22 protein-coding genes and 2 pseudogenes are annotated in these 25,704 nt (G+C 66.5%); 14 read left to right on the forward strand and 10 right to left on the reverse strand.

Annotated elements, in window-relative coordinates:
• Positions 1 to 338: pseudogene (locus ABZ293_RS34225) on the reverse strand (histidine kinase); the annotation flags it as partial.
• Positions 339 to 528: 190 nt separating this feature from the next.
• On the opposite strand from ABZ293_RS34225, the gene ABZ293_RS34230 reads away from it, so the two are divergent.
• Positions 529 to 1,449, forward strand: a complete 921-nt coding sequence (locus ABZ293_RS34230) for an NAD(P)H nitroreductase (protein WP_355187662.1) — start codon at positions 529 to 531, stop codon at positions 1,447 to 1,449.
• A gap of 107 nt (positions 1,450 to 1,556) precedes the next feature.
• Complete coding sequence (locus tag ABZ293_RS34235) at positions 1,557 to 2,435, forward strand: universal stress protein (RefSeq protein WP_355187547.1); 879 nt, start codon at positions 1,557 to 1,559, stop codon at positions 2,433 to 2,435.
• A gap of 122 nt (positions 2,436 to 2,557) precedes the next feature.
• Here the strand turns inward: ABZ293_RS34235 and mgtA are convergent, their stop codons facing one another.
• Together mgtA and ABZ293_RS34245 are read right to left on the reverse strand one after the other, a co-directional pair.
• Positions 2,558 to 5,215 carry a magnesium-translocating P-type ATPase gene (mgtA, locus tag ABZ293_RS34240; RefSeq protein WP_355187549.1) on the reverse strand — a complete coding sequence of 886 codons (2,658 nt, stop codon included), beginning with the start codon at positions 5,213 to 5,215 and terminating at the stop codon, positions 2,558 to 2,560.
• Entirely contained in the window at positions 5,212 to 5,532 is a 321-nt protein-coding gene (locus ABZ293_RS34245) for a CBS domain-containing protein (RefSeq protein ID WP_355187551.1), read from the reverse strand. Before ABZ293_RS34245 ends, mgtA begins: the two co-directional genes overlap by 4 nt.
• A gap of 422 nt (positions 5,533 to 5,954) precedes the next feature.
• Between ABZ293_RS34245 and ABZ293_RS34250 the strand changes: the two genes are divergently transcribed.
• The 5 genes and pseudogenes from ABZ293_RS34250 to ABZ293_RS34270 all read left to right on the forward strand — a co-directional run.
• Positions 5,955 to 6,230, forward strand: coding sequence for a hypothetical protein (locus ABZ293_RS34250; protein WP_355187553.1), 276 nt, complete (start codon positions 5,955 to 5,957; stop codon positions 6,228 to 6,230).
• Positions 6,224 to 6,664, forward strand: coding sequence for a pyridoxamine 5'-phosphate oxidase family protein (locus ABZ293_RS34255; RefSeq protein WP_355187555.1), 441 nt, complete (start codon positions 6,224 to 6,226; stop codon positions 6,662 to 6,664). Before ABZ293_RS34250 ends, ABZ293_RS34255 begins: the two co-directional genes overlap by 7 nt.
• Before the next feature lie 439 nt (positions 6,665 to 7,103).
• Positions 7,104 to 7,259: a transposase gene (locus ABZ293_RS34260; protein WP_355187557.1), complete on the forward strand. Its 156-nt coding sequence runs from the start codon at positions 7,104 to 7,106 to the stop codon at positions 7,257 to 7,259.
• Between the two features lie 44 nt (positions 7,260 to 7,303).
• Positions 7,304 to 7,501, forward strand: a complete 198-nt coding sequence (locus ABZ293_RS34265; RefSeq protein ID WP_355187559.1) for a hypothetical protein — start codon at positions 7,304 to 7,306, stop codon at positions 7,499 to 7,501.
• A gap of 48 nt (positions 7,502 to 7,549) precedes the next feature.
• Positions 7,550 to 7,870: pseudogene (locus tag ABZ293_RS34270) on the forward strand (hypothetical protein); the annotation flags it as partial.
• A 134-nt stretch (positions 7,871 to 8,004) separates the two neighbouring features.
• Here the strand turns inward: ABZ293_RS34270 and ABZ293_RS34275 are convergent.
• On the reverse strand, positions 8,005 to 8,436 hold the full coding sequence (locus tag ABZ293_RS34275; protein WP_355187560.1) for a hypothetical protein: 432 nt from the start codon (positions 8,434 to 8,436) through the stop codon (positions 8,005 to 8,007).
• A gap of 65 nt (positions 8,437 to 8,501) precedes the next feature.
• On the opposite strand from ABZ293_RS34275, the gene ABZ293_RS34280 reads away from it, so the two are divergent.
• Complete coding sequence (locus ABZ293_RS34280; RefSeq protein ID WP_355187562.1) at positions 8,502 to 8,723, forward strand: hypothetical protein; 222 nt, start codon at positions 8,502 to 8,504, stop codon at positions 8,721 to 8,723.
• 182 nt (positions 8,724 to 8,905) lie between these two features.
• Here the strand turns inward: ABZ293_RS34280 and ABZ293_RS34285 are convergent, their stop codons facing one another.
• The 6 genes from ABZ293_RS34285 to ABZ293_RS34310 form a co-directional block, all read right to left on the reverse strand.
• Positions 8,906 to 9,598 (reverse strand): hypothetical protein, encoded by a 693-nt coding sequence (locus ABZ293_RS34285; protein ID WP_355187564.1) that lies wholly within the window; start codon positions 9,596 to 9,598, stop codon positions 8,906 to 8,908.
• A gap of 98 nt (positions 9,599 to 9,696) precedes the next feature.
• Positions 9,697 to 10,302: a hypothetical protein gene (locus ABZ293_RS34290; protein ID WP_355187566.1), complete on the reverse strand. Its 606-nt coding sequence runs from the start codon at positions 10,300 to 10,302 to the stop codon at positions 9,697 to 9,699.
• Positions 10,303 to 10,751: 449 nt separating this feature from the next.
• Entirely contained in the window at positions 10,752 to 11,231 is a 480-nt protein-coding gene (locus tag ABZ293_RS34295; RefSeq protein ID WP_355187567.1) for a hypothetical protein, read from the reverse strand.
• Positions 11,232 to 11,433: 202 nt separating this feature from the next.
• Positions 11,434 to 11,961, reverse strand: a complete 528-nt coding sequence (locus ABZ293_RS34300; protein WP_354957640.1) for a flavodoxin domain-containing protein — start codon at positions 11,959 to 11,961, stop codon at positions 11,434 to 11,436.
• Between the two features lie 451 nt (positions 11,962 to 12,412).
• Positions 12,413 to 12,667 carry a hypothetical protein gene (locus ABZ293_RS34305; protein WP_354957641.1) on the reverse strand — a complete coding sequence of 85 codons (255 nt, stop codon included), beginning with the start codon at positions 12,665 to 12,667 and terminating at the stop codon, positions 12,413 to 12,415.
• A 349-nt stretch (positions 12,668 to 13,016) separates the two neighbouring features.
• Positions 13,017 to 14,234: a helix-turn-helix domain-containing protein gene (locus ABZ293_RS34310; RefSeq protein WP_355187569.1), complete on the reverse strand. Its 1,218-nt coding sequence runs from the start codon at positions 14,232 to 14,234 to the stop codon at positions 13,017 to 13,019.
• A gap of 826 nt (positions 14,235 to 15,060) precedes the next feature.
• Here ABZ293_RS34310 and ABZ293_RS34315 point away from each other — a divergent pair.
• Genes ABZ293_RS34315 through ABZ293_RS34340 form a run of 6 tightly spaced genes read left to right on the forward strand, consistent with a single transcriptional unit; the run spans position 15,061 to position 25,589 of the window.
• Positions 15,061 to 15,324 (forward strand): acyl carrier protein, encoded by a 264-nt coding sequence (locus ABZ293_RS34315; RefSeq protein ID WP_355187571.1) that lies wholly within the window; start codon positions 15,061 to 15,063, stop codon positions 15,322 to 15,324.
• Between the two features lie 3 nt (positions 15,325 to 15,327).
• Positions 15,328 to 21,336 (forward strand): aminotransferase class III-fold pyridoxal phosphate-dependent enzyme, encoded by a 6,009-nt coding sequence (locus ABZ293_RS34320; RefSeq protein ID WP_355187573.1) that lies wholly within the window; start codon positions 15,328 to 15,330, stop codon positions 21,334 to 21,336.
• Positions 21,333 to 22,232: a hypothetical protein gene (locus ABZ293_RS34325; protein ID WP_355187575.1), complete on the forward strand. Its 900-nt coding sequence runs from the start codon at positions 21,333 to 21,335 to the stop codon at positions 22,230 to 22,232. The genes ABZ293_RS34320 and ABZ293_RS34325 overlap by 4 nt, the downstream gene beginning before the upstream one ends.
• On the forward strand, positions 22,229 to 22,483 hold the full coding sequence (locus ABZ293_RS34330; RefSeq protein WP_355187577.1) for a phosphopantetheine-binding protein: 255 nt from the start codon (positions 22,229 to 22,231) through the stop codon (positions 22,481 to 22,483). Before ABZ293_RS34325 ends, ABZ293_RS34330 begins: the two co-directional genes overlap by 4 nt.
• Positions 22,480 to 24,201: a fatty acyl-AMP ligase gene (locus ABZ293_RS34335; protein WP_355187579.1), complete on the forward strand. Its 1,722-nt coding sequence runs from the start codon at positions 22,480 to 22,482 to the stop codon at positions 24,199 to 24,201. Before ABZ293_RS34330 ends, ABZ293_RS34335 begins: the two co-directional genes overlap by 4 nt.
• Complete coding sequence (locus ABZ293_RS34340) at positions 24,198 to 25,589, forward strand: cytochrome P450 (RefSeq protein WP_355187581.1); 1,392 nt, start codon at positions 24,198 to 24,200, stop codon at positions 25,587 to 25,589. Before ABZ293_RS34335 ends, ABZ293_RS34340 begins: the two co-directional genes overlap by 4 nt.
• Positions 25,590 to 25,704 lie beyond the last annotated feature (115 nt).

Consider the following 25,704-nt stretch of genomic DNA (forward strand, 5'->3'; position numbering starts at 1 on the left):
GGCAGATCGCCGATCATGACCCGGGTCCGATCGTCGATGCCCTCGTAGACGAATTCGGCGAGCTGATGACTGGTCTTATCGGTTTCGCGCACGCCCAGCGCACCGTATTCGGCGTCGACGAGTTCGATGGCGGTGTGCACGATCGAGCGCAATGTGTTGTCCAGGTCGAGTCCGGCGGTCACCACCAGCATTGCCTCGATCAGCCGGTCCATCTGATCACGAACCCCGGCGATCTGCGCGATTCGGTCCTGGACCTCACCCAGCAGCTCACGAAGCCGCAGTTGCGGCAATGTTTCGGTCACCGGCATCTGGTCAGGCACGAGGAACTCGCGATCCATACCCAATTTTTGCATGAGCTCGTACCGCACGCCGTCACGTATCGAACCCCGCCGATGCCGATCGGTTTCTTCGTCTTGCCGGCCGACCCCAGCCGGCGTCCGAAGTCCCGCCAGGAGGGGTCGTCTTGCCCTACCTTCGGTATCGCCGCGGTGCGAGGGTGAATCGGGACGAAAGGAAGGGATGGTGGTGATGGACCACGGACTGCCCGATGATCACACCGTGCGGGCGGCACTAGCGCTCGCGGTGCGGGCACCGTCGGTGCACAACACCCAACCGTGGCGGTGGCGGATCGCAGACCGCAGCGTCCATCTGTATCTGGATCCGACCCGGGCATTGCCCTCGACCGACCCCGACCAACGCGATCTGGTCTTGAGCTGTGGTGCTGCGCTGCATCATCTGCGCGTCGCGTTCGCCGCGCTCGGCTGGTCAGCGGTGGTGCACCGGCTGCCGAATCCGGCGCAACCGAACCACCTGGCATCGATTGAACCAGTGCGGCATCGGCCGATTCCCTACGAAATCGAACTGAGCGCCGCCATCACCCGCAGACGAACCGATCGCAGGCCCTTCAGTGCGTGGCCGGTGCCGCCGGGATACCTCGGGCTGGTCACCGAGCGCGCCGCGACCCTGGGAGCGACGGTGCGGCAGGCGGCCGATGGATCGCGGGACTGCTTGATCGAAGCGATGCGGGCCGCGGCCGAGCGGCACGCGGGGGACCCGGGCTATCGACTCGAGCCGGCCGAGTGGAGTGGCAGGCACGATGGTGTGCAACGGTCTGACGAAGCGCACGAGTCCGACTGCGCCGAGCTGCTGGTGCTGAGCACCTCGGCCGACCATCGACTCTCGCGACTGTGCGCGGGTGAGGCGTTGAGCGCGGTGCTGCTGACCGCGACGAATATCGGGTTGGCCACCTGTCTGCTGACCGAACCGCTCGAGATCCCGGCACTGCGGCACCGGGTCCGCATCGGCGTCCTCGACGACTACGGCTATCCCCAGGCCGTGATCAGAATCGGCTGGGCGCCGACGAGTGCCGAGACGCTGCCCGCCACGCCGCGCCGGCCGATCGAGGACGTATTGGATCCCTGCGACGCCACTGAGGTGGCAGCATGCTGAACGATCGGGCGGTCCGCGACCAACCGATCACCTGACCGGGCGGCTGGGCCACTCGCGACCGGGCTATTTCGTTTCCGGCAAGCACTTTTCGACAAAGGGAACGACTAATGGGCAATTCCGCAGCGCCGCAGATCATTGCAGCGGTCGACGGCTCGGCGAGTTCCTATGAGGCGGTTGCCTGGGCGGCGGTCGATGCCGCGCTGCACCGCTGCCCACTGCGCATTCTGACCTCGGTGGCCGTCCCCGACTTCGGCCCCGACCGCACTCTGAGCGAGGCGGACGTGGAGTGGCTGCGCCGCGATGGCGAGCGGATCCTGGTCGAGGCGGCCAGCCTGGCACGGCACGCCGCGCCGGGGGCGGAATTGGAGCTGGCAACCGAGGTGATCTTCGCCTCGATCATTCCGACCCTGATCCTGCGCTCGGCGCAGGCCAGGATGCTGGTCGTCGGCAGCCGCGGCGTCGGCGCGTTCCACCGTGGACTGCTCGGCTCGGTCAGCACCGCGGTCGCCCATCACGCGCATTGCCCGGTCGCGGTGATTCATGGCGATTCGGCGATCGACCCGGAATCGGCGAGTAAACCCATCCTGGTCGGCGTCGACGGCTCAGGAAATAGCGTGCCCGCCATCGAGCTCGCGTTCGAGGAGGCCTCGCGACGCAAGGTGGGGCTGACGGCGCTGCACACCTGGAGCGATGCCAGCAGCGTCGATCTGCCGCATTCGGGCTGGGAGGCCGCGCGCGAGTCCGAGCAGGCGCTGTTGGCCGAGAATTTGGCCGGCTATCGCGACCGGTATCCGGAGGTGCCGGTGCAGCGGGTCCTGAAGCTGGACCGGCCGGTTCGAGCGTTACTGGACGAGTCGGCGAATGCGCAGCTGGTTGTGGTCGGCAGCCGCGGCCGTGGTGGGTTCGCGAGCATGGTCCTCGGCTCCACCAGCAACGCGTTGCTGCACACGGTGGAGTGCCCGATGATCGTTGTACGCAACAGCTGACCTGATTCCGCCGACGGCGCGGGGTGCCCGGCAGACCGGGGTGGGGGAACCGATCGACCTCGGCGAACCGGCCGCCGACTGGAAGGCCGGGCGCGCGTGGTCGAGCACCGTGCCGCAGCTGATCACGGACCCACGCGATGCGGTGTCCGGGACCGGCGGCCGGTGGTGAAGCGGGCGGCGCGTCGGTCCACGCGGTGGCTGGTGATGCGGAGGCGTTGTGGGGCAACGGGTTTCGGGGTGCGGAAGAAGTAATGTTTGCCGAGTTCGGCCAGCACCAGATAGGCCAGGACCATAACGGTCAGGGTTAGGAAGAAAGCGCCGGGCAGCGGGGTGAAGCCCAGGTCACGGGCGAATGGTGCGACGGGGAGCAGGGCACCGGTGGTCACCGCGGCCAATGCGGCCAACAGCAGCGCGACGCTGGGGTGGCTGCGGAAGAACGGGGTGCGCCGGGTCCGGATGACGAATAGGACCAGGGTCTGGGTGGCCAGGGATTCGACGAACCAACCCGTGTGGAAAAGGGTTTCGTCGGCGTGGAATACCGACAGCATGATCGCGAAGGTGGCGAAATCGAACAGCGAGCTGATGGGGCCGAAGACCAGCATGAAGCGCCGGATCAGCGCGACGTCCCACCGTGCCGGGCGCGCGAGTTGTTCGGGATCGACGTTATCGGTGGGGATGGCCAGTTGGCTGGCGTCGTAGAGCAGATTGTTCAGCAGGATCTGCGAGGGGAGCATCGGCAGGAAGGACAGAAAGGCGGACGCGCCTGCGGCACTGAACATATTGCCGAAATTGCTCGATGTGCCCATCAACACGTACTTCATGGTGTTGGCGAAGATGCGCCTGCCTTCCAGCACGCCGTCGGCGAGCACATGCAGGTCCTTCTCCAGCAGCACGACATCGGCGGCATCCTTGGCTACGTCGGTGGCGGAATCTACCGAGATGCCGACATCGGCGGCATGCAGCGCCAGCGCGTCGTTGACGCCGTCGCCGAGGAATGCGACGTCGACACCGGAGGACCGCTGTGCGCGCACAATCCGAGCCTTCTGTTCCGGGTCGACCCGCGCGAATATCGTTGTGGTCGAGAGTAGTTCGCGCAGCTCGGGTTCTTCGAGGCGGTCGATTTCGGGTCCGGTGAGCACACCGCCGTCCGGTAGCCCGAGTTCGGTGCAGACGTGCCCGGCGACGTCCGGATTATCACCGGTGATCACCTTGACCGCCATGCCGAGGTCGGCCAGCCGCCGCAGCGCGTCGCGGGCGGTGGCCTTCGGTGGGTCGAGGAACACCAGGAAGCCGTGTAGGCGCAGGTCGTGCTCGTCATCGGGGGCGAGTGTGTACTGCCCTGGCGCCGAGCGGGTCGCCACCGCGACGATGCGGTGACCGGCCCGGAATTCACTGTCCAGCACGGTCTTCGCGGTATGGGGCAAGTCAGTGCAGCGGTCGAGTACGGCCTCCGGCGCACCTTTGGTGATGATCAGCGGCTCGCCGGGCTCGTCGGCGGTGAGCACGGTGACGAGTCGGCGGCGGTGGTCGAAGGGCAGCACGGCCAACTTGGTGTACCGTTCGGCGGCCGCGCGCGGTGCGGTCGGGGCCTCCCATAGGGCGGTGTCGAGTGGATTTCCATCGACGACGCGCGCGTCGCGCACGGTGGCGTCGGTGCAGACCAGGCCGAGCAGCATCGTTTCGTCCGATGCGGATCCGTCGGGACCGAGTGCACGCATGAATTCGATCCGGCCCTCGGTCAGCGTGCCGGTCTTATCGGTGAACAACACCTCGATATCGCCGAGATCCTCGATGCACACCAGCCGTTTCACCAGCACCTTTCGGCGCGCGAGCTGCCGGGAACCCGCCGCCAGGCTGGTCGAGACCACGGCGGGCAGCAGCTGTGGGGAGATGCCGACCGCGATGGCGAGGGAGAACAGCAGCGCGTCCAGGATCGGGCGGTGCAGCGCCATATTCACCGCGAAGATGCCGATGGTCAGTACCGCGGCGACTCGGACCAGCAGGAGCGAGAATCGGCGCAGGCCGAGCTGGAATTCGGTGTCGGGCTGACGTTTTCCGAGTCCGAGGGCGACCCGGCCGAAGACCGTCGACCCGGCGGTCGCGACCACCAGGCCGCGGCCCTGTCCGGCGCTGACCACCGTCCCCATCAGCGCGCAGCTGCTCAGCTCGGCCATCGTGGTTCCGGACGGCACCGGATCCACCGACTTCTCGACCGGAATCGATTCCCCGGTCAGGACCGACTCGTCGCATTGCAATGCCGTCGTACTCAGCAACCGGATATCCGCGGGCACGAGCTGTCCGAGCCGCAGTTCGACCAGATCGCCGGGCACCAGCTCGACCAGGCTGACCGATTGCGCCGCACCGTCGCGAATCACCGTGGCGCGGTGCTGGATTCGATCGTGCATAGCTTCGGCGGCACGCTCGGCACGGTACTCGTTGATCAGGCCCAACCCGACCGAGGCGGTCAGGATGACACCGATGATGAGCGCATCGGTGCGCTCGCCGAGAAAGAATGACGCGGTGGCGGTGACCGCCAGCAAGAGCAGCAACGGAGACCGCAACTGCCGTGCCAACACCGGCAGGAGCCGGGCCTGATGTGAGCGAATCGCATTGGGCCCGACGGCCTGTCGGCGCCGTCGGAACTCCGCTCCCGTCAGGCCCGCATCGGTGGTCGACAACGCCGAGAGCACGTCCGCGATCGGCATCGCACCGGCGAGCGTCACCTCCAGGTGGTCTGAAGTTGTTGTCAGATGATCGACTCGGTGCGGTGCCGTCGTCATCGCGACCCGGTGTGGGTGCGGCGTGACCGTATCGATCGCAATCCCGCGCTGAGCATGCGGTGGGCGATCGTGGACATGCCGGTCCCGGGCCGGACGACTTCGACCGGAACCGTCACCGCGTCGACGATTGAGGTGTCCACTGCGGAAGACGCAGCGAGCACTTCGGATTCGGAGAGCATGCCGACCACCTGGTCCCGGTCGGCTACCACCGACAGCGCGGCGAATCCGTCTTCGATGAGTTGTTCGATGGCCTCGGTCAGCGGTGTTTCCGGCCGCACCGGAACCTCTGGTCGGCTGAGGATGTCGCGTGCGTGCATCGCTGCCACCTCATGCATAGTCGGACCTCTCCGATCATCATCGGCGCTGGTCCGATTCGGATTCGAGGGGCGAAGGTCCCGTTTCTGTCGAGGAGTCGGTCCTTTCGCCGTCCGGCGCCCGGTCCGCTCGACCAGGCGGAAAGGATCAAGCCGGGTGCGCCTAGCGCGAACCCGCGTCGGTGGCAGACGAAGGGTGTTGTGCGCATACCGCCTCGACGAATTCGCCGACGTGGCTTGGGAGAAGCGCCGGAACAGCTCGGCCTCTCGGAATAGGTGGTCGCATGGTGGCTATCCGCGTTCCGCGGTGTCGCTGTGATGGGGCCGACGTCCTCGATTCATGGGCCTTTCGGCCCTGTTCGGCACTGCCGCAGCACGGTTGGATTGCCAGCGTTGCGCCGCTGTCGGTCGAAAGGGGTTGGCGAGTGAGTACATCCGAGCTGTGGTCGACCAGGACGACCGCGCCGGCGGTGTGCACCACCCAGGGTGCGGTGGATCCCGTCCGGATCACCCGCGCGCTGCGGGGGATCGACCGGGCGCTGCGCTGCCACCATGTCGGTGCACCGGCCCGGGTGCGGTGCACCCGTCCGCAGTGTCTGGATGCGCCGATGCTGGCACAGGCGAACGTGGCGTTCCGGGGTGCCGCTGTACGCGTTCAGGTCCGGATCGGGTTACCGGGAGCGGAGGCCGCACGATGGTGATCCCCGCCGAAGACTTTCCAGGACGCACGATCGTCGAACTCGATCGGGCGACGGCGCTGGACCTGCTCTCGAGCGTCTCGATCGGTCGAGTGGTGTTCAGCCGCAACGCATTACCGGCGATCCGCCCGGTCAATCACATTGTCGAGGCGGATGGCAGCGTCATCGTGCGCACCCGCCTCGCGGCCCAGCTCACCTCCGCCGTGCGCGGCAACTCCGGTGTGGTGGTCGCCTACGAAGCCGACGAGATCGACCCGCACCTACACACCGGATGGTCGGTCGTGGTTACCGGTTTCGCTCGCACCGTTACCGATCCCGCCCGCATCGCCCGCTACGAGCGCCTGCTCCGTCCTTGGGTCGACCATGTCATGGATACCGTGATCGAGATCGAGCCCTCCATCGTCTCCGGCGTCCGCCTCGTCGACCAGGCCGCCTGAGCGGATGTCCGTGGATCGTCGAATCGCGGGTCGGCCAAGGGGGCTCGGTCACTCGCGATCACACAGTGGTCCAAACAACTTTCGGGAAATACAACGCTCCGCATGCTCAGGCCCGGGGCGACGAGTTCGAAGGGCGCGGCGTCGTGGACCAGTGCACCGGTCACGGCGGACGCAGCGGAACCCAGCAATTCCCCGGCGTCACGCTGGCGAATCAGCGCCGCCACTAGGCAGTGTTCGAAGTGGAGGGGCAGTGGGCACCGCTGTGTGGTGCTCACCAAGTTTGGTGATTTGAAAGGTGTTGTCCGCGTTGGTGGGTCGATGAGCTGAGGCGGGTGAGGTCTCCGGTAAAAGGTTCAGCGACGAAACATCACCTGAATACCGGAGACCTCGTGGCCAGCGTATCGGTTGCGGGGCGGGGGATCTGACTGACGCCCAGTGGGTGCGGCTGGTACCGCTTTTGCCTTGTGGGAAGAAGGCGGGCCGCCCGCCGACGTGGACGAAACGGCAACTCATCGACGGGATCCGATGGCGCACTCGGGTCGGTTCGCCGTGGCGGGATGTGCCGCCGCAGTACAGGTCCTGGCCGTCGGCATAGCACTCGTCGTCGGGATCGACCGCGTGATGAGTGAAGGCAAAGCCTTGACCACCACCATCGGCATCGCCACCGCAACCATGGTCATCGCCAAACTCGTCGGTGAACGCGACGACACCCGCCTCCATGCCGCCCTCGACAACCCGACATTAGTGCGTAACGCAATCGAGCAGGAAACCACGGAGGACCAGTCTGCATTCTCGAAAGACCATGAGCTCAACCCCGATCCCAGTTACACCCGATAAGGGAACAACGATGCAGATGAGGAAGTTCGGCGCCATTGCGGCTCTGGTGACCGCGAGCTGGCGGCCTGGAACCGGATGAAGGACACCATCGCCACCGGTGCCACGATCGGCACTCTGATCGGTGGTCTCGGTGGCGGTGCCGTGGGGTGCGTGCTCGGCGGCATTGCCGGCGCGACCGTGGCGACGGCAACGATCGTGGGCCTGTTCGGCGCCTTCATCCCGGCAGCGCCGATCGGCTGCCTGGGCGGCATCATTGCCGTCGGAGCGCTGGGCACCCTGGCGGGTCAGTTGTTGATCACCACACCTGTGGCGATTCTGGCCGGGGTCCAGTACTTCACGACGATCAATTCGCCTTTCCAAGGGAAGTGATCTGATCTTGGAAAATTGCGAAGTTCAAGGGCTTTACCAGCGGTTTTAGAGCACGTGGTGAGCGCCGCGTAGCGGTGCTCACCACCCTCCACTTCGAAACACTGCCTAGCCGCGCGATGCGGTCGCGGCACGCACTATAGGGCGATTCGATGCTCGTCCGCGCCTGCCAATTCGATCACCACGAACGGATCGGTCGACGGCATCCGCACCCGTGGAAACGCCGCCTGGTAGATCGCTGCCGCTTCTTCGCGTTCCAGCGAATCCGGTTGTGCCACATGGCCCGTACCGCGATACCACCGGCCATCCAGCAACACCGAAAGTGGCCGGGGTGTGCGGAAGTTACGCCACCATGTCTTTGTGTCGGCGCGAGCGACCCGGACGACGATGCTGTCGCCCGTGCGGGCATACGACACTGGTAGGGCGATATGGCGCCCCGAAAGCCGCGCTTGATAGCGCAGCTGGCACAGGTTATGCCCCAGCCCGAGGGCGAGCGGGGAGCGCAGTGGCGACAAGATCACGGATGCGCCGAACGCCTGTTCCTGGTACCGACTCGTGCTGGTTGTCATGTCTCAATGATCCGGCCGTCGCATGGTGCGACGGCAGGACCGAATGGCACCGGTCAGGTAGTCCTTTGTCCCTGAGAATTACCCTGGCCGCCCCGAGACCAGGCCATACGGTGCGGACTGCGGGCGAGACCTGTGGGGTTTCGGTCGAGCCGACGCGGCGGCCGGACGGTGAGTTCGGCGATCGAGCGCACCTCGCCACAGTCGCCCTGGCGCAGGATGCCGACGGTATCGGCCATCTCTTGGACCTCCCCGATTGCCGTGTCCCCGACCGCACCGATGCGTTCTGAACGGTCCAGCCCGAGGCGTTCGGCATGCCGAACGCCCACCTTTTCCTGGACGCCGCCGCGCGAGATAGCTCAGGTACCGCTCAGCGGTCAGGTCGGGATAGCGGCGTTATCCCGAAACACCGCGCGTACCGTCCCACTCCGGGGCGTTCGGTCGACTCACCGATCTGTCGGCCGTTGAGCGGTCAAGTCGAGTTGGTTGGCGGCGCCGAGACATCCGCGGTGGCCCGACGTAGCAATTCGGCTCCGGCGGCCCGGTGCAGCAGCGCGAGGACCTCGTCGTCGGAGGGGCGACGGAACAGCGAATACCATTCGCCGGCCGTGGAAAGACTCGGCGGTGTCCGCAGGCAGATCACGTCGTCGGCGACCCCGGAAAGTTCGGTCACTACGGCGCTTGTACCTACCGGGGCGGCCACGACGATCCGCCCGGCACCGTGGACCTTGACCATCTGGCAGGCGGCTCTAGCGGGGGCGCCGCTGACGATTGCGTCGACGACGATGATCGCGGTACGCCGGGTCAACGGAATGCGCGGACACCCTTCCCGAACTCTGCGGAGCTGAGTGTGCAGCATCTTGCGCTCTTGCAGGTCTATCGCTGCCATCTGCGCGGCGGTCACCCCGCTACGAGCGACTGCGGCGTCGTCGATCACCCGGACACCACCCTCACCGATTGCGCCGAACGCCATTTCCGGCCGGTACGGGACCCTGAGCTCGCGCACCACGATCACATCCAGCGGCGCATTCAAGGCACGTGCGACCTCGAATGCGACCGGAACACTGCTCGGCGCCAGACCGAGAACCACAATGTCTTGCCCTCGCAGGGACCCCAGGCGCATCCCCAGTTGCCGTCCTGCATCGAACCGATCGATGAACACCATCGCAATACTTCCTGTTAGATCTATCCAGATTCCGGTTCAGGGCATGCCCATCGATAGGTCCTGATGTCGCCGATGCGAGTGTCGTTGCCCCGAGGTCGTCACCGCCGATCGCTGCCGGTCTGCCATCCGGTCTCCCGCCATTCCCGTTCCCAGCCGGCCCGACGTCGAGCGCCCAATGCCCACATAATGAGCGCGACCAGGGCCAAGACGGCGCCCCAGATTTCGAGCAGAACGGCCAGGCCGACCTCGATCCCGTTGCCGACGGCGACACCGGACCGCTCCGGCGGACCGGTGGGAGTGCCGTCCGGGGCGAGCCACACCGTGACCGCATCGCCGCGGCTCGCCGTATCCGGGACCGTAATCGTCGCCGTGCCGGATCGGCCGTCCTGATTCCAGCGTACCGGCGCTTCGGAGTGGCTGTCGGTCATCGCCGACCGCGCCGACACCGTCGCGGTGTGCTTCGATTCGCCCGAAATCGTGCCCGTGACAGCGACTTTCGCCGAATTGTCGGAGCTGATCCGCGCCGCCGCCGCGGTATAGCCCGCGGTCCCCACCGCACCCGCGATCGGAATGGCGACCAGCATCGCGGCAGCAGCCAGGATCCAGACCAGCGCCTCGATTCGATCCGACGCCCGCATCAGCGGACTGGTATTCCACGGTCGCGTCCGCCAGATACGGACCGACAGCGACGGGTACCGCGACACCCGGATCACCTCTTCTCGACGGCACCGCCACTTTGGTGAATTTCGCGGCTGGCTGCCTGGTTCGAGCATCTCGCTCGGCGCCGTCGCGGAGCAGAGACAAAGGTCACTGCGTTGGCGAGTCCTGTGGCCCTCGCATCCGAGGTCACAGGCCCATCGGCGCGCCGTCATCGGCTGCCCGGCAAGCCGTGCGAGCCGAGTTTCATTCGGGCCCAGCCCGGAGTCCGGTGCATCGTGCGCCATATCGCACGTCTCCCGACCTGATCTGCTGCGCTTGATCAGGGACGACACCATTGTCGAGGCCGATCGGCGCCCTGGTCGACAACTATGCGGGCAGCAGCAAAGAATGGACCATCGATGTGGCATCCGGCCGAAGCAGGCCACATCGCTCCCCGTGGAGCACGTGTCATCGGCCCCGATCCGAGTCGTATCCGCGGATCGGTGGCGGGCTGTCAGAGTTGGATGCCGACTCGCGCGATACCGTTCTGGCAGTAGGCCGACACCGGCAGGTTTGCGGCGGCAACCAACCGCATCAGCCTGGTATTCGCGGGAATCAGTTCGGCGACAAATCGTTCGACGCCGCGTTCACGCGCGAGTTGCGCCAGGCGGTGGAGGAGTTCCAGGCTGTACGCGCCTATCCGGTCGTCCTGATCGGGAGCGATGGTTATGGCTAACTCGGCCGTCCTGGTCGTCCCGAGCACGATGAAGTTGCCCAGGGCGACGATCCGGTCGTCGACGAAGGCGCCGAGCGCACAGTGCGCAGGATCGCGCATGACGAGGGCGCGCGCGACATTGGGCAACTCGGTCGGGCGCGGCACGAGAATTCGGAAGAGGCTGTCCTTATCGGGCATCCCGGCGTGCAGATCCGCGACGGCGGCGGCATCGCCGGGGCCGAGCGGGCGGACGGTGCAGGTTTCGGTCGAGCTGATCATGCAGTGGTCTCCGAGCCGAGTCGAATAGCTTTCTAGAGCATCTCTGAACGGAGTCGGATCCGAATGGGGCCGAAGGTCCCCAATCGAGGACCGAACAGCACTGCTGGTCGCCCGGGCATTCGGTGGGATCCGCGCTCGAACGATGGCGCCGCTCCGCGGTTCGGGTGACCATGACGGGGCAATGGGCTTGCTGCACAAGGAATCAGAATTGATGTGCGATCCGGTCGGCCCCGGTGTGTGCGAGGCGTTCGCCCCAAGCGCGAGCGCATTCCAACGCGCCTGCGGCCAATGGTCCGGTCACGCCGTCGACCAAGAAGTCCACCGGCTCGTCGACGAGTTCATAACCCAAGTGCCGCAATCGCTTACCGACACAGCGGGCGGCCGACCCCGGCAACCACGATGGCTTCACGGCCTTGGTGCCGAAGGCTGCGGCCTGGGTACCCGGTACCACCGGCAGCGCCCGATCGAGCCATTCTCGGATGCCGATCTCGACCGGAACCAGCGCGTCGGTCGCTTGCGCAGCATCACGGCGGGTCCGGGGTCGGCTGAGCCCGAGCATATGCGTCGGCCCGCCCACCACCAACAGATCCGCAGTTGGCTGGGGCAGCTCCGCGGCGGCCGCCACGTTGAGCAACTCCACGGTGGCGTACTCGCTGAGCCCCTGAGCGATGGCGGCGGCGATGGCGGCGGTGTTGCCGAACATCGATTCGTAGATGACCCGCGCCAGCATGTCGGTCTCCTCGTACTGCGGAAGCTGGGTGAAGGTGATGTCAACGCTACGGGCGGATGGTGCCGCCGAACAGGGCCGAACCGACGCTCAGCGGGGGACCTTCGGACATCCGAGGGGGTTTCCGATGGCTTTCGGCCGTCGCGTCGGAGTCCGCGGCACACAATGCTGGAACGGTGCTGGCACGTTTTCCCAATGGTCTGCGCCGATTCGATGGCTACCAGTTGGCGCGCCGGGTGCGGACCTTGCCATTACTACCGCCGATCCGGTCCCGGCAGCGTTGCTCGAACGCTCCGTGCACGCCGGGATGGTGGTGGTCGGCAGCCGGGCCTCGGCACGTTCGCTGGTCGGCTCGGTCAGCACTGCGGGGTCCAGCACGCGCACCTCCCCGGCAACGCCCTCCTACATGCGGTAGAGGTCCTGATGATCGTGGTCCGCGCGCATTGAGCGGAGACTAGCCGCGGCGAGCGAGTCGGCGCAGGCGTTCGTGTTCGAGGACGAACAGTGTGACGCTGGTGATGAAGCACAGTGCGGTGACAATGGCCCCGAGAGCGGTCCAGCCCGCGAATCCATAGCCTGCCGCGGTGAGGGTGGATGCCAGGCCCACAACTCCGGCGATGAAAAGCACGATACCGGGGATGTTGTATGGATCGGCGAGGCTTTCGCCGGGCTTGCTGTGGTACGGCTCGCCGGATGTCCTGTCGCTCACGGTATTTCCTCCAGTGTCGGTTGAGATCGGGCCGCGGCGGGGCGGTTTCGCCGCGGCCCATCGATCACCCTGCCCGCGTGGAGCCCGTGCGGGCAGGGGCGTTGGTCCTGTGGGAATCGGACCAAGGTCATATTCCTCGCCGACCTCGTCCACATCAGCGAGTCGCAATGCGTCCGAACTCGCCACATAGTCGCCCGTTTCGGCTCGGACCTCACGAAATATCCTGGGCGTGAGCGTCTCTCGAACTCGGAGCCGATCGCCACGGTCGAAGATCCCGGCATCACCGGCGTGCGACCTTCCGCGCGATGGTCCACCGGGCGACCCCCTGCGCCCGCCCGGTGGGCCCGCGTCAGGTGCGGTATGTGCGCGCGACCAGGGCCGAGCGCAGGTACCAGAGCCCGGACGGCTGGGACGGATCGAATCCGGTGAGCTGTCCGATGCGCTTGAGCCGGTAGTCGACGGTATTGGTGTGCACGTGCAGGACCCGGGCGGTGCGCTGGCGGTTGAGGTTGTTACCGATATGGCGTTGCAGGGTCTCCAGCAGTTCGGGGTGTTCGTCGAGGGGATCGAGCAGCGAGCCGAGGTATGCACGGCCTGGACCGGGCCGGGTGAGCTGGTATTCGAGGGCGAGTTCGTCGAAGTGATACAGCCCGGCCACCGCCTGCAGCCGCTGCACCATATCGAGCAGCTCATGCGCCTGGTCGGCCGCGTTCGGAATCTGTTCCGGCGTGGCCTCGACCATTGTCACGGTGATCCCGACCTGCGCGGCATGCGACATGCGCGTCACCAGAGCTTCGAGCTGATCGTTGTCGAATTGCGTCGCGGGGATCAGCACGGTGCCGCCGTCCACGCTGAGCAGCGACAGCGCGCTGGCACCGCATCGGGTCGCGAGTTCGGCCTGCAGTCGACGCAGCTTGCGCCGGGCCACCACCTGGACGTCGAGCATCGGATTGTGCTCATCATGATGGGGCGGAATGGCAACGGCGAGAACGCTGTAGGACTCGGCGATGGCGATGCCGCATTCGCGTGCCATGGTCGAGGTGCTGTGCCCGCCGAGCAGCGCCGAGGTGAGGGTGTGCACAGCGGTGTGGTGCTCGCTGACGACCGCGCGCAGCTCCCGGACATAGGCGACCGAGATCGCCGAGGTGAGCTTGTCCAGCAGCGCGATGACCATCTTGGCGCCGTCGACGAGATTGTCGTAGTCCTTCGTCGTCGCCTTGGACACCACCAGGTCGAGGCCCATCTGGAAGCCCTCGTGGATGGAATGCAGGATGGTGTCGATCGGCACACCCTCGCGGGCCCACCCGGCGGCATGGTCCTCGAGCCGCCGCACCTTTTCCGGGATGTCCTTACCGTCCAGCATGCTGACCGCGATCTCGAGGCAGACGCGGGTGCTGGCGGTGAAATCGCCGGTGATCGCTTCGCCCGGCATCGTCGCGCACGGGATGACATTGTCGACGAAGTGGCCGACCATCTGCCGCGACAGCGCGCGGACGTCCTTGAGTGGCGACGACATCGGCTTACCCGAGAGGGTCAGAGTCGGCCGGGTCGAGTGGTCGACGGACATAGGCGACTCCTTTGGCCCCGGTGTTGCTGTGTGGCGCATTCACACTAACTGTCCGAGGTCAGCCGTGGACCGGTTCGCTCGGTTCTGTGAGAGTGCGCTAGCCCGGCCGGGATGCCCTTGTGACCGGTCACAGTGTTTCAGAGGAGCTACCGGCGAGTAATGAGAGCCGTCACATCCGTGGATCGGACCAAAAGTTAGCCGGGAGTCCGGGCCGTGCGTGCGCCGTGCGACATGACGTAAAAATGGGGTTACGTGACTTTGCATTCAGCGCGGAATGTGTTAGCGCCCAATACAAAACAAAAATACCGATGAGTTGGTTTGGAATCTCCGCTGTCCGCTCAGTGAACCGGGCGTGAACAGCGCATTTATTGGAAATTGATCCCGTCATCCAGCGGTGCGGCCGAATTGATGAATTATCTGGGATGTCCAATCGCGGATTGTGTTGTCTCAGACGGGGACTCGTCAGGCCCCCTTTTTGACGGGTATACGTGGGTCTCGTGCACTTTGCCGAGTCGGATTAGCGAAACAGTTGCTGATGGATCGAACCGGCTGTGCTGCAAGGCTATTGACATTGCCAGCTGCAAATCAGCGGTGTACAGATGTGTGCATGCGCCGCTGTGATTGCTAACAGTTGTGCACATGGACGAGATATTGGACGTGACAGTCCCGATTGCCGTATCGGAGGGCAAGTGAGCGCAGTCTCGACTGGCGTTGAATTCCGAACTGACCAGCAAGGATTCATGATCTGTTCGGTGGAGTCCGCGGTCTCGGGCCGCGTTGCGCGCATGGCGGACGCGGCAGGTTCGAGCGCGACGGAGGGTGAGTGATGACCGGGTTGAACCATGTTGACGAGCAGGTGCGCGAACTCTTTTCGCGGGGGCTGAGGGTGTCCGGGATCGATGTGAATACGCCGTTGCTGGATTATGGCTTGGACTCGGTACGGTCGGCCGAACTCGTCATCGAACTCGAGCGCAGCTTCGGCATCGAGATCTCCGACGAGGAGGCCGCGGCGCTGCACACCGCCCGCGACGTAATCGACTGTGTGGTAGCCAAGTCCGCCGCGAATCGGCACTCGGGTATCGGAGCGTAGGCCTTGTCCGCGAGCGTTCTGTTTCCGGAACAAATAAATACCGCTGCCATTGTTTCCGAACACGAATTATTCGATGATTTCGCACGGTACAACCGTCCGGGGCTGGCTCGGCTGCTGCGTGCATGCCATCTGGATCTGGTATATGCGGGCGCCGAAAGTGACTACCTGATCCGCCTGGATGGTGCGCGGGTATTGGATCTGGTCAGCGGTTTCGGGGCGGCGCTGTTCGGGCACAACCATCCGGCGCTGGTGCGGGTGGCGACCGCGCGGCTCAATCAGCAGACCCCGTTTGTCGCCCAGGGCAGCGTCCGGCCCGGAGCCGCGCGGCTGGCTCGTCGGCTCTCGGCGGCGGTGGCGGTCGGCACCGGCCGTGAGTACGTGGTGACCTTCGGATCGACCGGTGCGGATGCGGTCGAGGCGGCGATCCGGCACGCGGCCGTCGCGCATGCGCGTGCGCTCGGCGAGCTGGAGACCGAACTGCGCCGTACATTGCGCCGGGTTCGGCGCGACGGTCTGCACGATGTGCGTCCGATCGCCGTGGCCGACAATGGATCCGGTGCCACCGGCGACGACGGTCGTTCGGTCGCGGAGATTCTCGCCGAATCGCTGCGCGAGATCGATGAATTACGCCGTCGCGGACCGGTTTTCGTCTCCCTGTCCGGAGCCTTCCACGGCAAGACGGCCGGTGCGTTCGCGCTGACCGAGCAGGCCGATACCCCGGCGGATCTGGTGGTGTCGGGTCCGCAGCGGCGCCGGCTCGACACCTGGGAGCCGGACGAGGTCGCCGCGGCGTTCACCGAGGAACTGCGTCCGATATGCCGGATCACCTTCGACGGCACCGGTCGGCCGGTCCGGTCGTGGACCCGGATCTCGCCGATCGCGGCGGTATTCGCCGAGCCGATCCAGGGCGAGGGCGGTGTCCGCGAAGTTCCCGCGGCGACCCTGCGCGCATTGCGCGGTTTGGCCGATCTGCACACGGCGGCCCTGGTTTTCGACGAGATCCAGTGCGGCATGGGCCGCACCGGAACCTTCCTCGCGTCGATGCCCTCAGGGGTCGCGGCGGACTACTACCTACTCTCGAAATCGCTGGGCGGCGGCTTGGTGAAGATCTCCGCCCTATTGGTCGACCGGCAGCACTCCATCGCCGATTTCGGTCGCTACCACACCTCGACCTTCGCCGATGACGACCTGTCCTGCGCCGTCGCCGATGCCGCGTTGGACCTACTGCGGGACAACCAGATCCGCATTTCCGATACCGGCGCGCAACTGCGGTCCCGGCTCGATGCGGTGGCGCGACGCTGGCCGAAGGAGATCGTCGCCGTCCGCGGTCGCGGACTGCTGCAGGGCATCGAACTAGCGCCGCTGGAACCGGCATCGGCACTGCTGCGCGAGATCTGCGATCCGGAGATGTTCGGATACGTGGTGGCGGGCTATCTGCTGCACACCCACCAGATCCGTATGCTGCCAACACTTTCCGCGCCGACCACACTGCGCATCCAGCCCTCGGCCTTCCTCGCCGATGCGGAGCTGGACCGGCTGGCGGCGGCACTCGACGATCTCGCCGCACTGCTGCACCGCGGCGACTACCCGCGACTGCTCGCGCATCTGGCCGCACCGGTCACCACGAATTGGCCGGTGCCGGAACATAAGTCGCCGTCGAGGCGGCGCACAAACGAGGTCGCGCGCGACTGGAACGCCCCGACCCGGGTGGTCTTCCTCGCCAATCTGCCCGATGCCGCGGATCTGCGTAGATTCGCACCGGAATTGGCCGAATGGTCCGACGGTCAGTTCGCCGCACTGTTCGAACGGCTGCGCGGGGTGGCCGAGCCCTTCGAACTGACCAGGCAGATCGTCACGTCGCCGACCGGCGCCGCGGTCGAGGTCTGTCTGATCGCGGTGCCGATCTCGGCCGAACAGATCATCGAATGCCAGCGTGCCGGACATCGGGCCTGGCTGCGCGATCTGGTGCTGGAGGCGGTGGAGCAGGCGATCGCCCTGGGCGCCACCGTGATCGGGCTCGGCGGCTACACCTCGATCGTCACCAACGCTTCGCGCGATGTCGTGGAGGACACCGTCAAGGTGACCTCGGGCAATTCGCTCACCGCGGCCTGCGCCTTCGAGGTGGTCCGGGCCGAACTCGCGCGCCTCGAACCGGGGCAGCGACGGGTCGGAATCCTCGGCGCGCTGGGCAATATCGGCGCGGTGATGGCGGAACTGCTCGCGCCGCTGGCGGATTCGGTGACCCTGGTCGGGCGCGCCGGATCGGCGTCGCGGCTGAAACGGGTCGCATCCTCGCTGCCCGGCGCGGTGACGGTCAGTGAGGACCTGACCGCGCTGCGCACCTGCCGCATCGTCCTCACTGCCACCAATTCGGCCGTGCCCGTGGTCACCGCCGAGCGGCTGGCCGCCGACCATCCGGTGCTCGTGGTCGATCTCGCGGTCCCCGGCGATGTGGATCCCGCGGTGTCCCACCAACCGAATATCACCCTGGTCTCCGGCGGGCGCATGGCGCTGCCGCTCGGCCAGACACCTCCATTTCCCGAAACCGGGCTGCCCGCCGGGGTGGTCTACGCCTGCATGGCCGAAACCATTCTGCTCGGTTTCGAACCGCGCACGGCGAGTCCGTCCTATGGCGGCCTGACCGCGGCAGGTGTGCGCGCCGCGCACGATCTGGCCGCCCGTCACGATGTGCGCCCGGTTCTGCTTCCGACAGGAGCTCCCACCGTGTCCGAAACTCCCACCGCAGCCACACCTGCCCCGATGTTCCTCGGCGCGGCCGATTTCGCACCGGATCGCGCCGGTGGCAAGGCGGGCACGCTGCACGAATTGATCGTCGCCGGATTCGAGGTCCCGCCCGGCTTCGTCGTCACCGCCGATCTCGATCTGGCCCGGATCTCCGACGAGGATCTGAGCGGCTGGGTGCGCGCACTGGGCGGATTCCCGGTCGCCGCGCGCTCGAGTGGTGTGCTGGAAGACCTCGATGACGCCAGCTTCGCCGGTCAGTACGAGTCCTATCTCGACATCACCGATGTCGTGGCGCTGCGCGGATATATCGAGCAGTGCCGAGAGTCGGTGCACAACGAGCGAGTTCGCACCTATCTGGCCAGGCACGGGTACCGCGAGACAGGCGCCTCGGTGGCCGTACTGGTGCAGCGCATGGTCGAGGCCCGCTGTGCCGGAGTGGGTTTCAGCATCGATGCGCTCACCGGCATCGAAGACAATGCGGTCGTCGAAGCGTGCAACGGTCTAGGTGAACGACTCGTCTCCGGACATGTCACGCCGACCAGGTACACGCTGCGGCTATTCGACGGTTCGGTGGTCGAGCGGGTGGCGGGCGATGAGGATGTGGCGTTGAATGCCAGCGCCACTACCGAACTCGCCGCGCTCATGCTCGCGGTACAGGCGCACCGGCACCGCCCGCAGGACATCGAATGGGCCATCGACGGCGACGGAAAGCTGTGGCTGCTGCAGGCGCGGGCCATTACCGCAATCACCTGGCGCACCGATATCGACCAGTTCTCCGATGCCGATCTGCGTGACGGCGGCGTCTCGGCGCGGGTCTGCACGCCGATGATGTTCTCGTTGTACGACAACGCCTTCCAGCATTCGATGCAGCAGTTCATGGAGCGGTTGAGGCTGACCGAACCCGGTGTGGAGCCGGACTGGATGGCCATGTACTACGGCCGCGCCTACTGGAATGTCAGCGCGGTCAAGCAGTGCTTCTTCCGCATTCCCGGTTTCGACGAACAGCATTTCGATGATGACCTCGGCGTGCTCAACGACTACGGCCCCGACGGACCGCACCGCACCCCGACCAATGCCAAGACCATCGCCAAGGCGCTGCCAGCGGCGTTGGCCGTGCCGAAGAGCTACCAGGATCAGTTGGCCGCGGTCGAGGCATTCGCGGCCGAATGGCCCGCGAAGCACGCGGTATGGCGCGAGCGGGTTCGAGCACTGCCGCGGACCGATGCGGCCACCTTCGTCGCCGATCTGGCGGACTGCCTGCTGACCTTTCACGCCAACACCGAGCGCGCCTACTTCACCACCATCTACAACAACTCCAGCGTGCAGACCGACTTCAAGCAGCTGCTCGACAAGGTCGACGCCGCGACCGGTGTGACCACCTCGGCGATCGATCTGATGGGCGGGCTCGCCGATATCAGCCATATGCAGCTGCAGCGCGGCATTGTCGAATTGCACCGGGTGGCAAGCGCGCACGGACTCGACAGTCCCGAGTGGACCGAGGCCATCGACGCATTCCTGGACGAGCAGGGTTTCCACGCCGATGCGGAGCTGGATCTGACCAGCCCGCGCTGGTCGGAGGAGCCCGAGCGGGTGCGATCGATGATCGCGGTCATGCTCGAACACGGCACCGCGCCGGCGGATCCCGATGTGACGCTGGTGGATCAGCGCAAACGCTACGAGGACGAACTGGCCGCGGTGCGGGCGCGGGTGCGGGCCAAGCCGCTGGCTCGGGTGAAGCACGCCAAGGCGCTGGACAAGCAGGTCGATCGGATGCGGCGGTATCTGGTCGCGCGTGAACGCATGCGGGAGTTCTCCTCGCAGTGCTATGCCATCGTGCGCGCCTATGTCGTCGAGGCCGGGGTGCGGCTCGCCGCGGCGGGCACGCTCGAGCAGGCCGACGATGTGTTCCAGCTGTCCATCCACGAGCTGACCGATCTCGCGGCCGGACGGGTGGAGATCGTCACGCTCGCACCCCAGATCGCCTACCGCCGTGCGGTTTACGCGGGCTATCGGGATCTGGTGCCGCCACATGAGCTCGGCGGTGGTGTCACGGTCGGCGCGGTCCGCGAGATCGGCGACGGCGATCTGACCGGACTCGGGTGCAGTCCGGGTGTCGCGGAGGGCACCGCCCGGGTGATCACCTCGCTGGCCGATATCGATCAGCTGCGCGAGGGCGACATTCTCGTCACCCGGTTCACCGATCCGGGGTGGACGCCAGCGCTCGGACTGGTCGCCGCCGTGGTGACCGAGGTCGGCGGGATGCTCTCCCATGCCGCGGTCATCGGGCGGGAGTACGGAATTCCGGCGGTGCTCAATGTCGCCGGTGCGACGACGGCGGTGCGCTCCGGACAGCGGATCCGGGTCGATGGCGGTACCGGAGTCATCAGTGTGCTGGAGGCTGCGGTCTCCGCCGAGGCAGCGCCGGTCGCGCTGGTGTCCGCCAGCGGCGACCACGAGCAGATCCTCGCGGCCGCCGTCCCGGAACCGGAGCCGTCGCGGGAGCGTCCGGTACCCGTCGAACCGCTGGTCCCGCAGCCGGATGAGCCCGCGCGTGCGGTGCCATTGCGGCCCGCGCAGCCCGAACAACAACTCCAGCCCCCGGAGCATCCGCGTCCGGCGGCCAGCAGAACGGATGAACCACTGACTGCACGCAAGCGCCTGATCTGCATCGCCGGTGCCGACGGATCGGGTAAGACGACCCAGGTGGCCCGCATCGCCGCGGAATTCGAGGCACAGGGCCACAGCGTTGCCGCCGTGACCATTTGGGACGCATTCCTCGATCCGAAGGTCTCCTCGAAACTGCCCTGGCACAGCCCGGCCGAGATCTACGGTTACCTGAAGCTGCTGTCTCCGCTGAGCCGGGCGCACTTCCTGTTCCACGCCATGCAGCTGTCCTTCGATCTGGCCGCCGAGCGCGGCGCGGACATCCTGCTGGCAAATGCCTACTGGTACAAGTACTTCGCCACCGAGGTCGCCCACGGCGGCGATGCGACGGTGCTGCGCAAGCTGGCGGCCGGTTTCCCGGAACCCGACCGCACCTTCTACCTCTCGGTCCGTCCGGAGGATGCGCTGGGGCGCAAGCAGTTGCGCAGCGACTACGAAAGCGGCTACGGCGACGAAGCGACCTTCCTGGAATTCCAGCGTCGCAGCCACGACGCATTGGAGGCCTTGTCGACGGAGTTCGGCTGGATCCGCCTGGACGGCACCGCGGCCCCGGCCGAGATCACCAAGGCCGTACTCGCCCAACTGCGGGAGGACGACCGGTGAGCACCGAGACAGTATTGCGCGGCGATTCGCTGGGAGCCGACGTTCGGGCGACGGGCCGGGTCCGCCGTGTCGCGATCGTCGGCATCGATGGTGCCGGCAAATCCTCGGTGCTGGCACGATTGCGCGAATTGGTGCCGGCCACCGGCTCTTTCGCCTCGATGACCTGCCCGGACTTCCACAACACCAGGAATGTGCCGCTGACCGAGCTGTCCGAGCAGCTCAAGGCCTTCAGCGTCGGATGTGACGAAATCGCCAGCCTGGAGATGAAGGCCACGGCGATGTATCTGCAGATGACGCTGTTCGGACCGGTGGAGCGGCATTTCCTGAACACCTGGTCGCCGGATGTGCTGGTCTTCGAACGGCATCCGCTGATCGAACTGCTGGTCTACGGACCGCTGTATGTCGCACTGGCCCGCCCGGAATGGAACGGTCACGACCGCGCGGCGGAGATCGCGGCCGTACTGGAACGCCACCGGCCCGGCACCTTCGATGACATCGTGGCCTGGCAGCGGTCCGAATCCACCCGTCTGGGCAGCTCCCCGGATATCTGGGATCTGCTCTCGGAAATCGCGGATCTGGTGCGCCGGGACGTGACCGAATCGGTCCCCGGCTTCGCCGACCGGTTCCGCACCACACTGCCCGATGCGGTGCTCTGGCTGGACGCACCGCCGGAACAGGCAGCGGCTCGGTGTGCGCAACGTTCAGGGGACGGGCCGAAGGAGGCCCACGAAACCGCAGAGCGGCTCGGAGCCCTGCGTGACGGATATCTACAGGTGCGCGACACCCTCGCGGCGGCCTTCCCCGAAGTGGAATTCCACCGCATCGACACCGCCGACGGCGTCGACCTGGAGGAGTCGGTGCGCGCCTGCGTGACGGAAGGGAAGTTGCTCGGATGAGTACACAGGCAGGTACCCCGGCCACCGCGGTCGAGGCGCGGGTGCGCGCCATTGTCGGTGAGGTGCTGTGGGTTGCGGCGGACGATATCGACTCCGCCGCCCAACTGATCGACTACGGACTGGATTCGCCGACGGCCATCGAGCTGACCATTCAGCTGGAGCAGGCGTTCGGCATCAGCATTCCGGAAGACGCTGCAGCACAGTTGAATACGGTCGGCGAGATCGTGCAGTACGTGCGGGGTGAGCAGTGACGGTGCCGACTCGCCAGCATCCGACGATCGTGCACGCGCTGCTGGCCAATGCCGAGCGTGCCGTCGCCGGTCCCTCGACGATCTTCGTTCCGGAGCGTGGCGGTGACGGCTCCGGCGGCGAAACCGCCTGGCGTCATGATGATCTCGCGGCCGCGGCAGGACGCAGCGCGGCCGCATTGGCCGCCGCGGGGGTCGAGCCGGGGGATCGGGTGATGCTGTGCCTGCCCACCTCGCCGGAGTTCGTCACCGCATTCTTCGGCGCGCTGCTACTTGGTGCGGTGCCGACCGCGGTAGCGACGCCGGGTGGCTTCGGTTCGGCGGATATCTTCCGGGACAAGTTCACTCGGCTGGTCGCCTATCTGGAACCAGCGGCGGTGGTCGCGACATCATCGGTGCTCGCTGGGGGAGCACTGCCGGATGCCGTGGCGGCCATCGACGGCGATGTGCTGCACGCCGTGGCCGGTACGGTGGATGCGCCCGCGCTGGCCCCCAGACTTCCCGAGCCGGGGGATCTGGCCTTCATCCAGGCAACCTCCGGGTCGACCGGAACACCGAAGGGCGTGCAGGTCACCCACGCCAATCTCGCGGCCAACTGCGAACAGATCGCCGGGGCCGCCTCGATGGGGCCGGGTGACACCTGGGTCGGCTGGCTGCCGCTGCACCACGATATGGGGCTGATCGGCGGATTCCTGACACCGGTGTTCCGTGGCTTCGATGCGGTGTTGATGCCGCCGAGCCGGTTCCTGCGCAGTCCAGGGGATTGGCTGCGCGCGGTCAGCCGGTATCGCGGAACGATCACGGCGGCACCGAATTTCGCCTACGGGTATGCCGCGGCCCGGATCACCGATGCCGAACTCGCCGGCGTCGATCTGTCGACCTGGCGATTCCTGTTCTGTGGTGCGGAACCCATCCATCCGCCGACCGTCCAGCGCTTCGTCGACCGATTCGCCGCGTGGGGGCTGCCGAAGGACGCGCTGGTGCCGTGCTACGGAATGGCCGAGGCCTCCCTTGCGGTCACGGTCAACCGCCCGCACGCGCCGATCGCCTACGACGCGATATCGCGCCGTGCGCTCACCGGAAACGGTGTGGCCCTGGATATTCCGCAGGACGATCCCGACGCGATGCACATCGTCGACTGCGGCGCACCGCTTCCGGGCACCGAGGTTCGCATTGTGGCCGAGGACGGCGCGATCTGCGGTGCGGATATCGTCGGCCGCATCCAGTTCCGCGGTCCCTCCATGACCATCGGCTACTTCCGGCTGCCCGCGGAGACCGCGGCCGCCACCAGCGACGGCTGGTGGGACACCGGCGATATCGGCTACCTGCGCGATGGCAGGTTGCGCATTACCGGCAGGCATAAGGACCTGATCATCATCCGCGGCGCGAACTACCTGCCTACCGATTTCGAGCTCGCCGCGCAGGAAGTCGCGGGCGTTCGATTGGGCGGTGTCGCCGCGGTCGGTCATGCCGATACCCAGGGGCTTTCGGAGGAACTGCACCTGATCGTCGAATCGGCTACCGACGACGACGAACACGATGCACTGCGGCGCGCCGTGCGCGTGGCGGTGAGCAAGCGCACCGGTGTGTTGCCCGCCGGTGTTCGGGTGGTGCCGCCGCGCAGCATCCCGAAAACCACCAGCGGCAAGGTACAGCGCGCGGAGGCCCGGCGACTGTTCCTGGTCGAGGAAGATCTGGTCGGCGCCGGGGGAGCGGCATGAGCGAATGTGGCCGTCGGCTTGCCGGTCCGACGCTGCGGCATCCGCTCGGCGCGTATCCGGACTACCGCGCCGACCCGCTCGCGCTGTTCTACGAGCAGGCGGTCGCGCACGGCGGCAGCGTCCGGCTGCGCCTGGTGCACCAGCAACTGCACCTGCTGGTGGAGCCGGACCATATCAACCAGGTGCTGGTCACCAATGCGGCCAAGTACGAGAAGGGGATCAGCTACCAGAGCCTGAACCATCTGCTCGGACCCGGCCTGCTCACCAGCGGCGGCGAACTGTGGAAGCGTCAGCGCGCCTTGATCAAACCGGCCTTCTCGCGTCGCCATGTCGATACCGAGATTCCGCTGATGCAGCAGTGCGGGCAGCGGATGCTCGACCGGCTCGACGGCTACGCGGCCGGCGGTGCGGCCTTCGACCTGGTTCCCGAGGTAATGGGCTTCGCGGCCGATGTGGTGTGCCGTGCGGTCCTTGGCGCCGATATCGACGGCGTGCTGCCGCAGATCGAAGACGATGTGCGCGAGGGTGTTTCGTGGGTGATGCGGCACATGTCCGCACCCGTCCAGGTGCCACCGAGCGTGCCGACTCCGGCCAATCGGCGCTTCCGAGGCGTGCTCGAACGGCTGCATCGCGTGGTGGACAGCGTGATCCAGCGGCATCGGGCCGCCGAGGTCGACGCGACGTCCCTGCTGGCGCGGCTGCTCGCGGCGCGCGATGACGCCGGACACGCCATGGACGATGAGCAACTGCGACACGAGGTGCTCACCTTCCTGCTCGCCGGACACGAGACGACCGGCGGTGCGATGGCGTGGACGATCTACGAACTGTGCCGCAACCCGGCCGTGCTTGCCCGCGTGCGTAATGAAGTCGATGTCGCGCTGGCGCTGACCGACGATGTCGGCCGCGCGCTGCCCGCGCTGGAGTTGACCGGTCGCGCGATCGATGAGGCGATGCGCCTGCACCCACCCGCGTGGGCGTTCAGCCGCACCGCACTGGAGCCGGACAGTTTCGACCGCTTCGATCTGCGACCGGGCGCGATCGTGGTGATCAGCCCGTTCGTGAATCACCGACTTCCCGAATTCTGGGATTCCCCACTGACCTTCGATCCCGACCGGTTCACCAAGGAACAGACCAAGGCCCGCCCGCCGTTCCGCTACTTCCCGTTCGGCTGGGGCGCACATCTGTGCGTCGGCCAGCATATGGCGCTGACGGAGGTGCGGGTCGGTATCGCGATGCTGTTGGCCCGCTATGACATCGAACTCGTCAACGGCATGCGGGTGCGGGAGAACCCCGAGATCTCCAATACCCCCGATCCGGTACTGGTGCGGCTCACCCGGCGTGCGCCCGCCGCGCCGACGGCCGAGACCATGCAGGAGGCCGCCCAATGAGCACAGCATCGCACGGCGATTCGATGAGGGGTGGTGGCCGGGTGACTGGTGGGCGTACAGCATCGCACGGCGATTCGATGAGGGGTGGTGGCCGGGTGACTGGTGGGCGTACAGC

Origin of the sequence: Nocardia sp. NPDC005998, from assembly GCF_040614395.1 — a bacterium.
In the GTDB taxonomy this organism is placed as follows: domain Bacteria; phylum Actinomycetota; class Actinomycetes; order Mycobacteriales; family Mycobacteriaceae; genus Nocardia.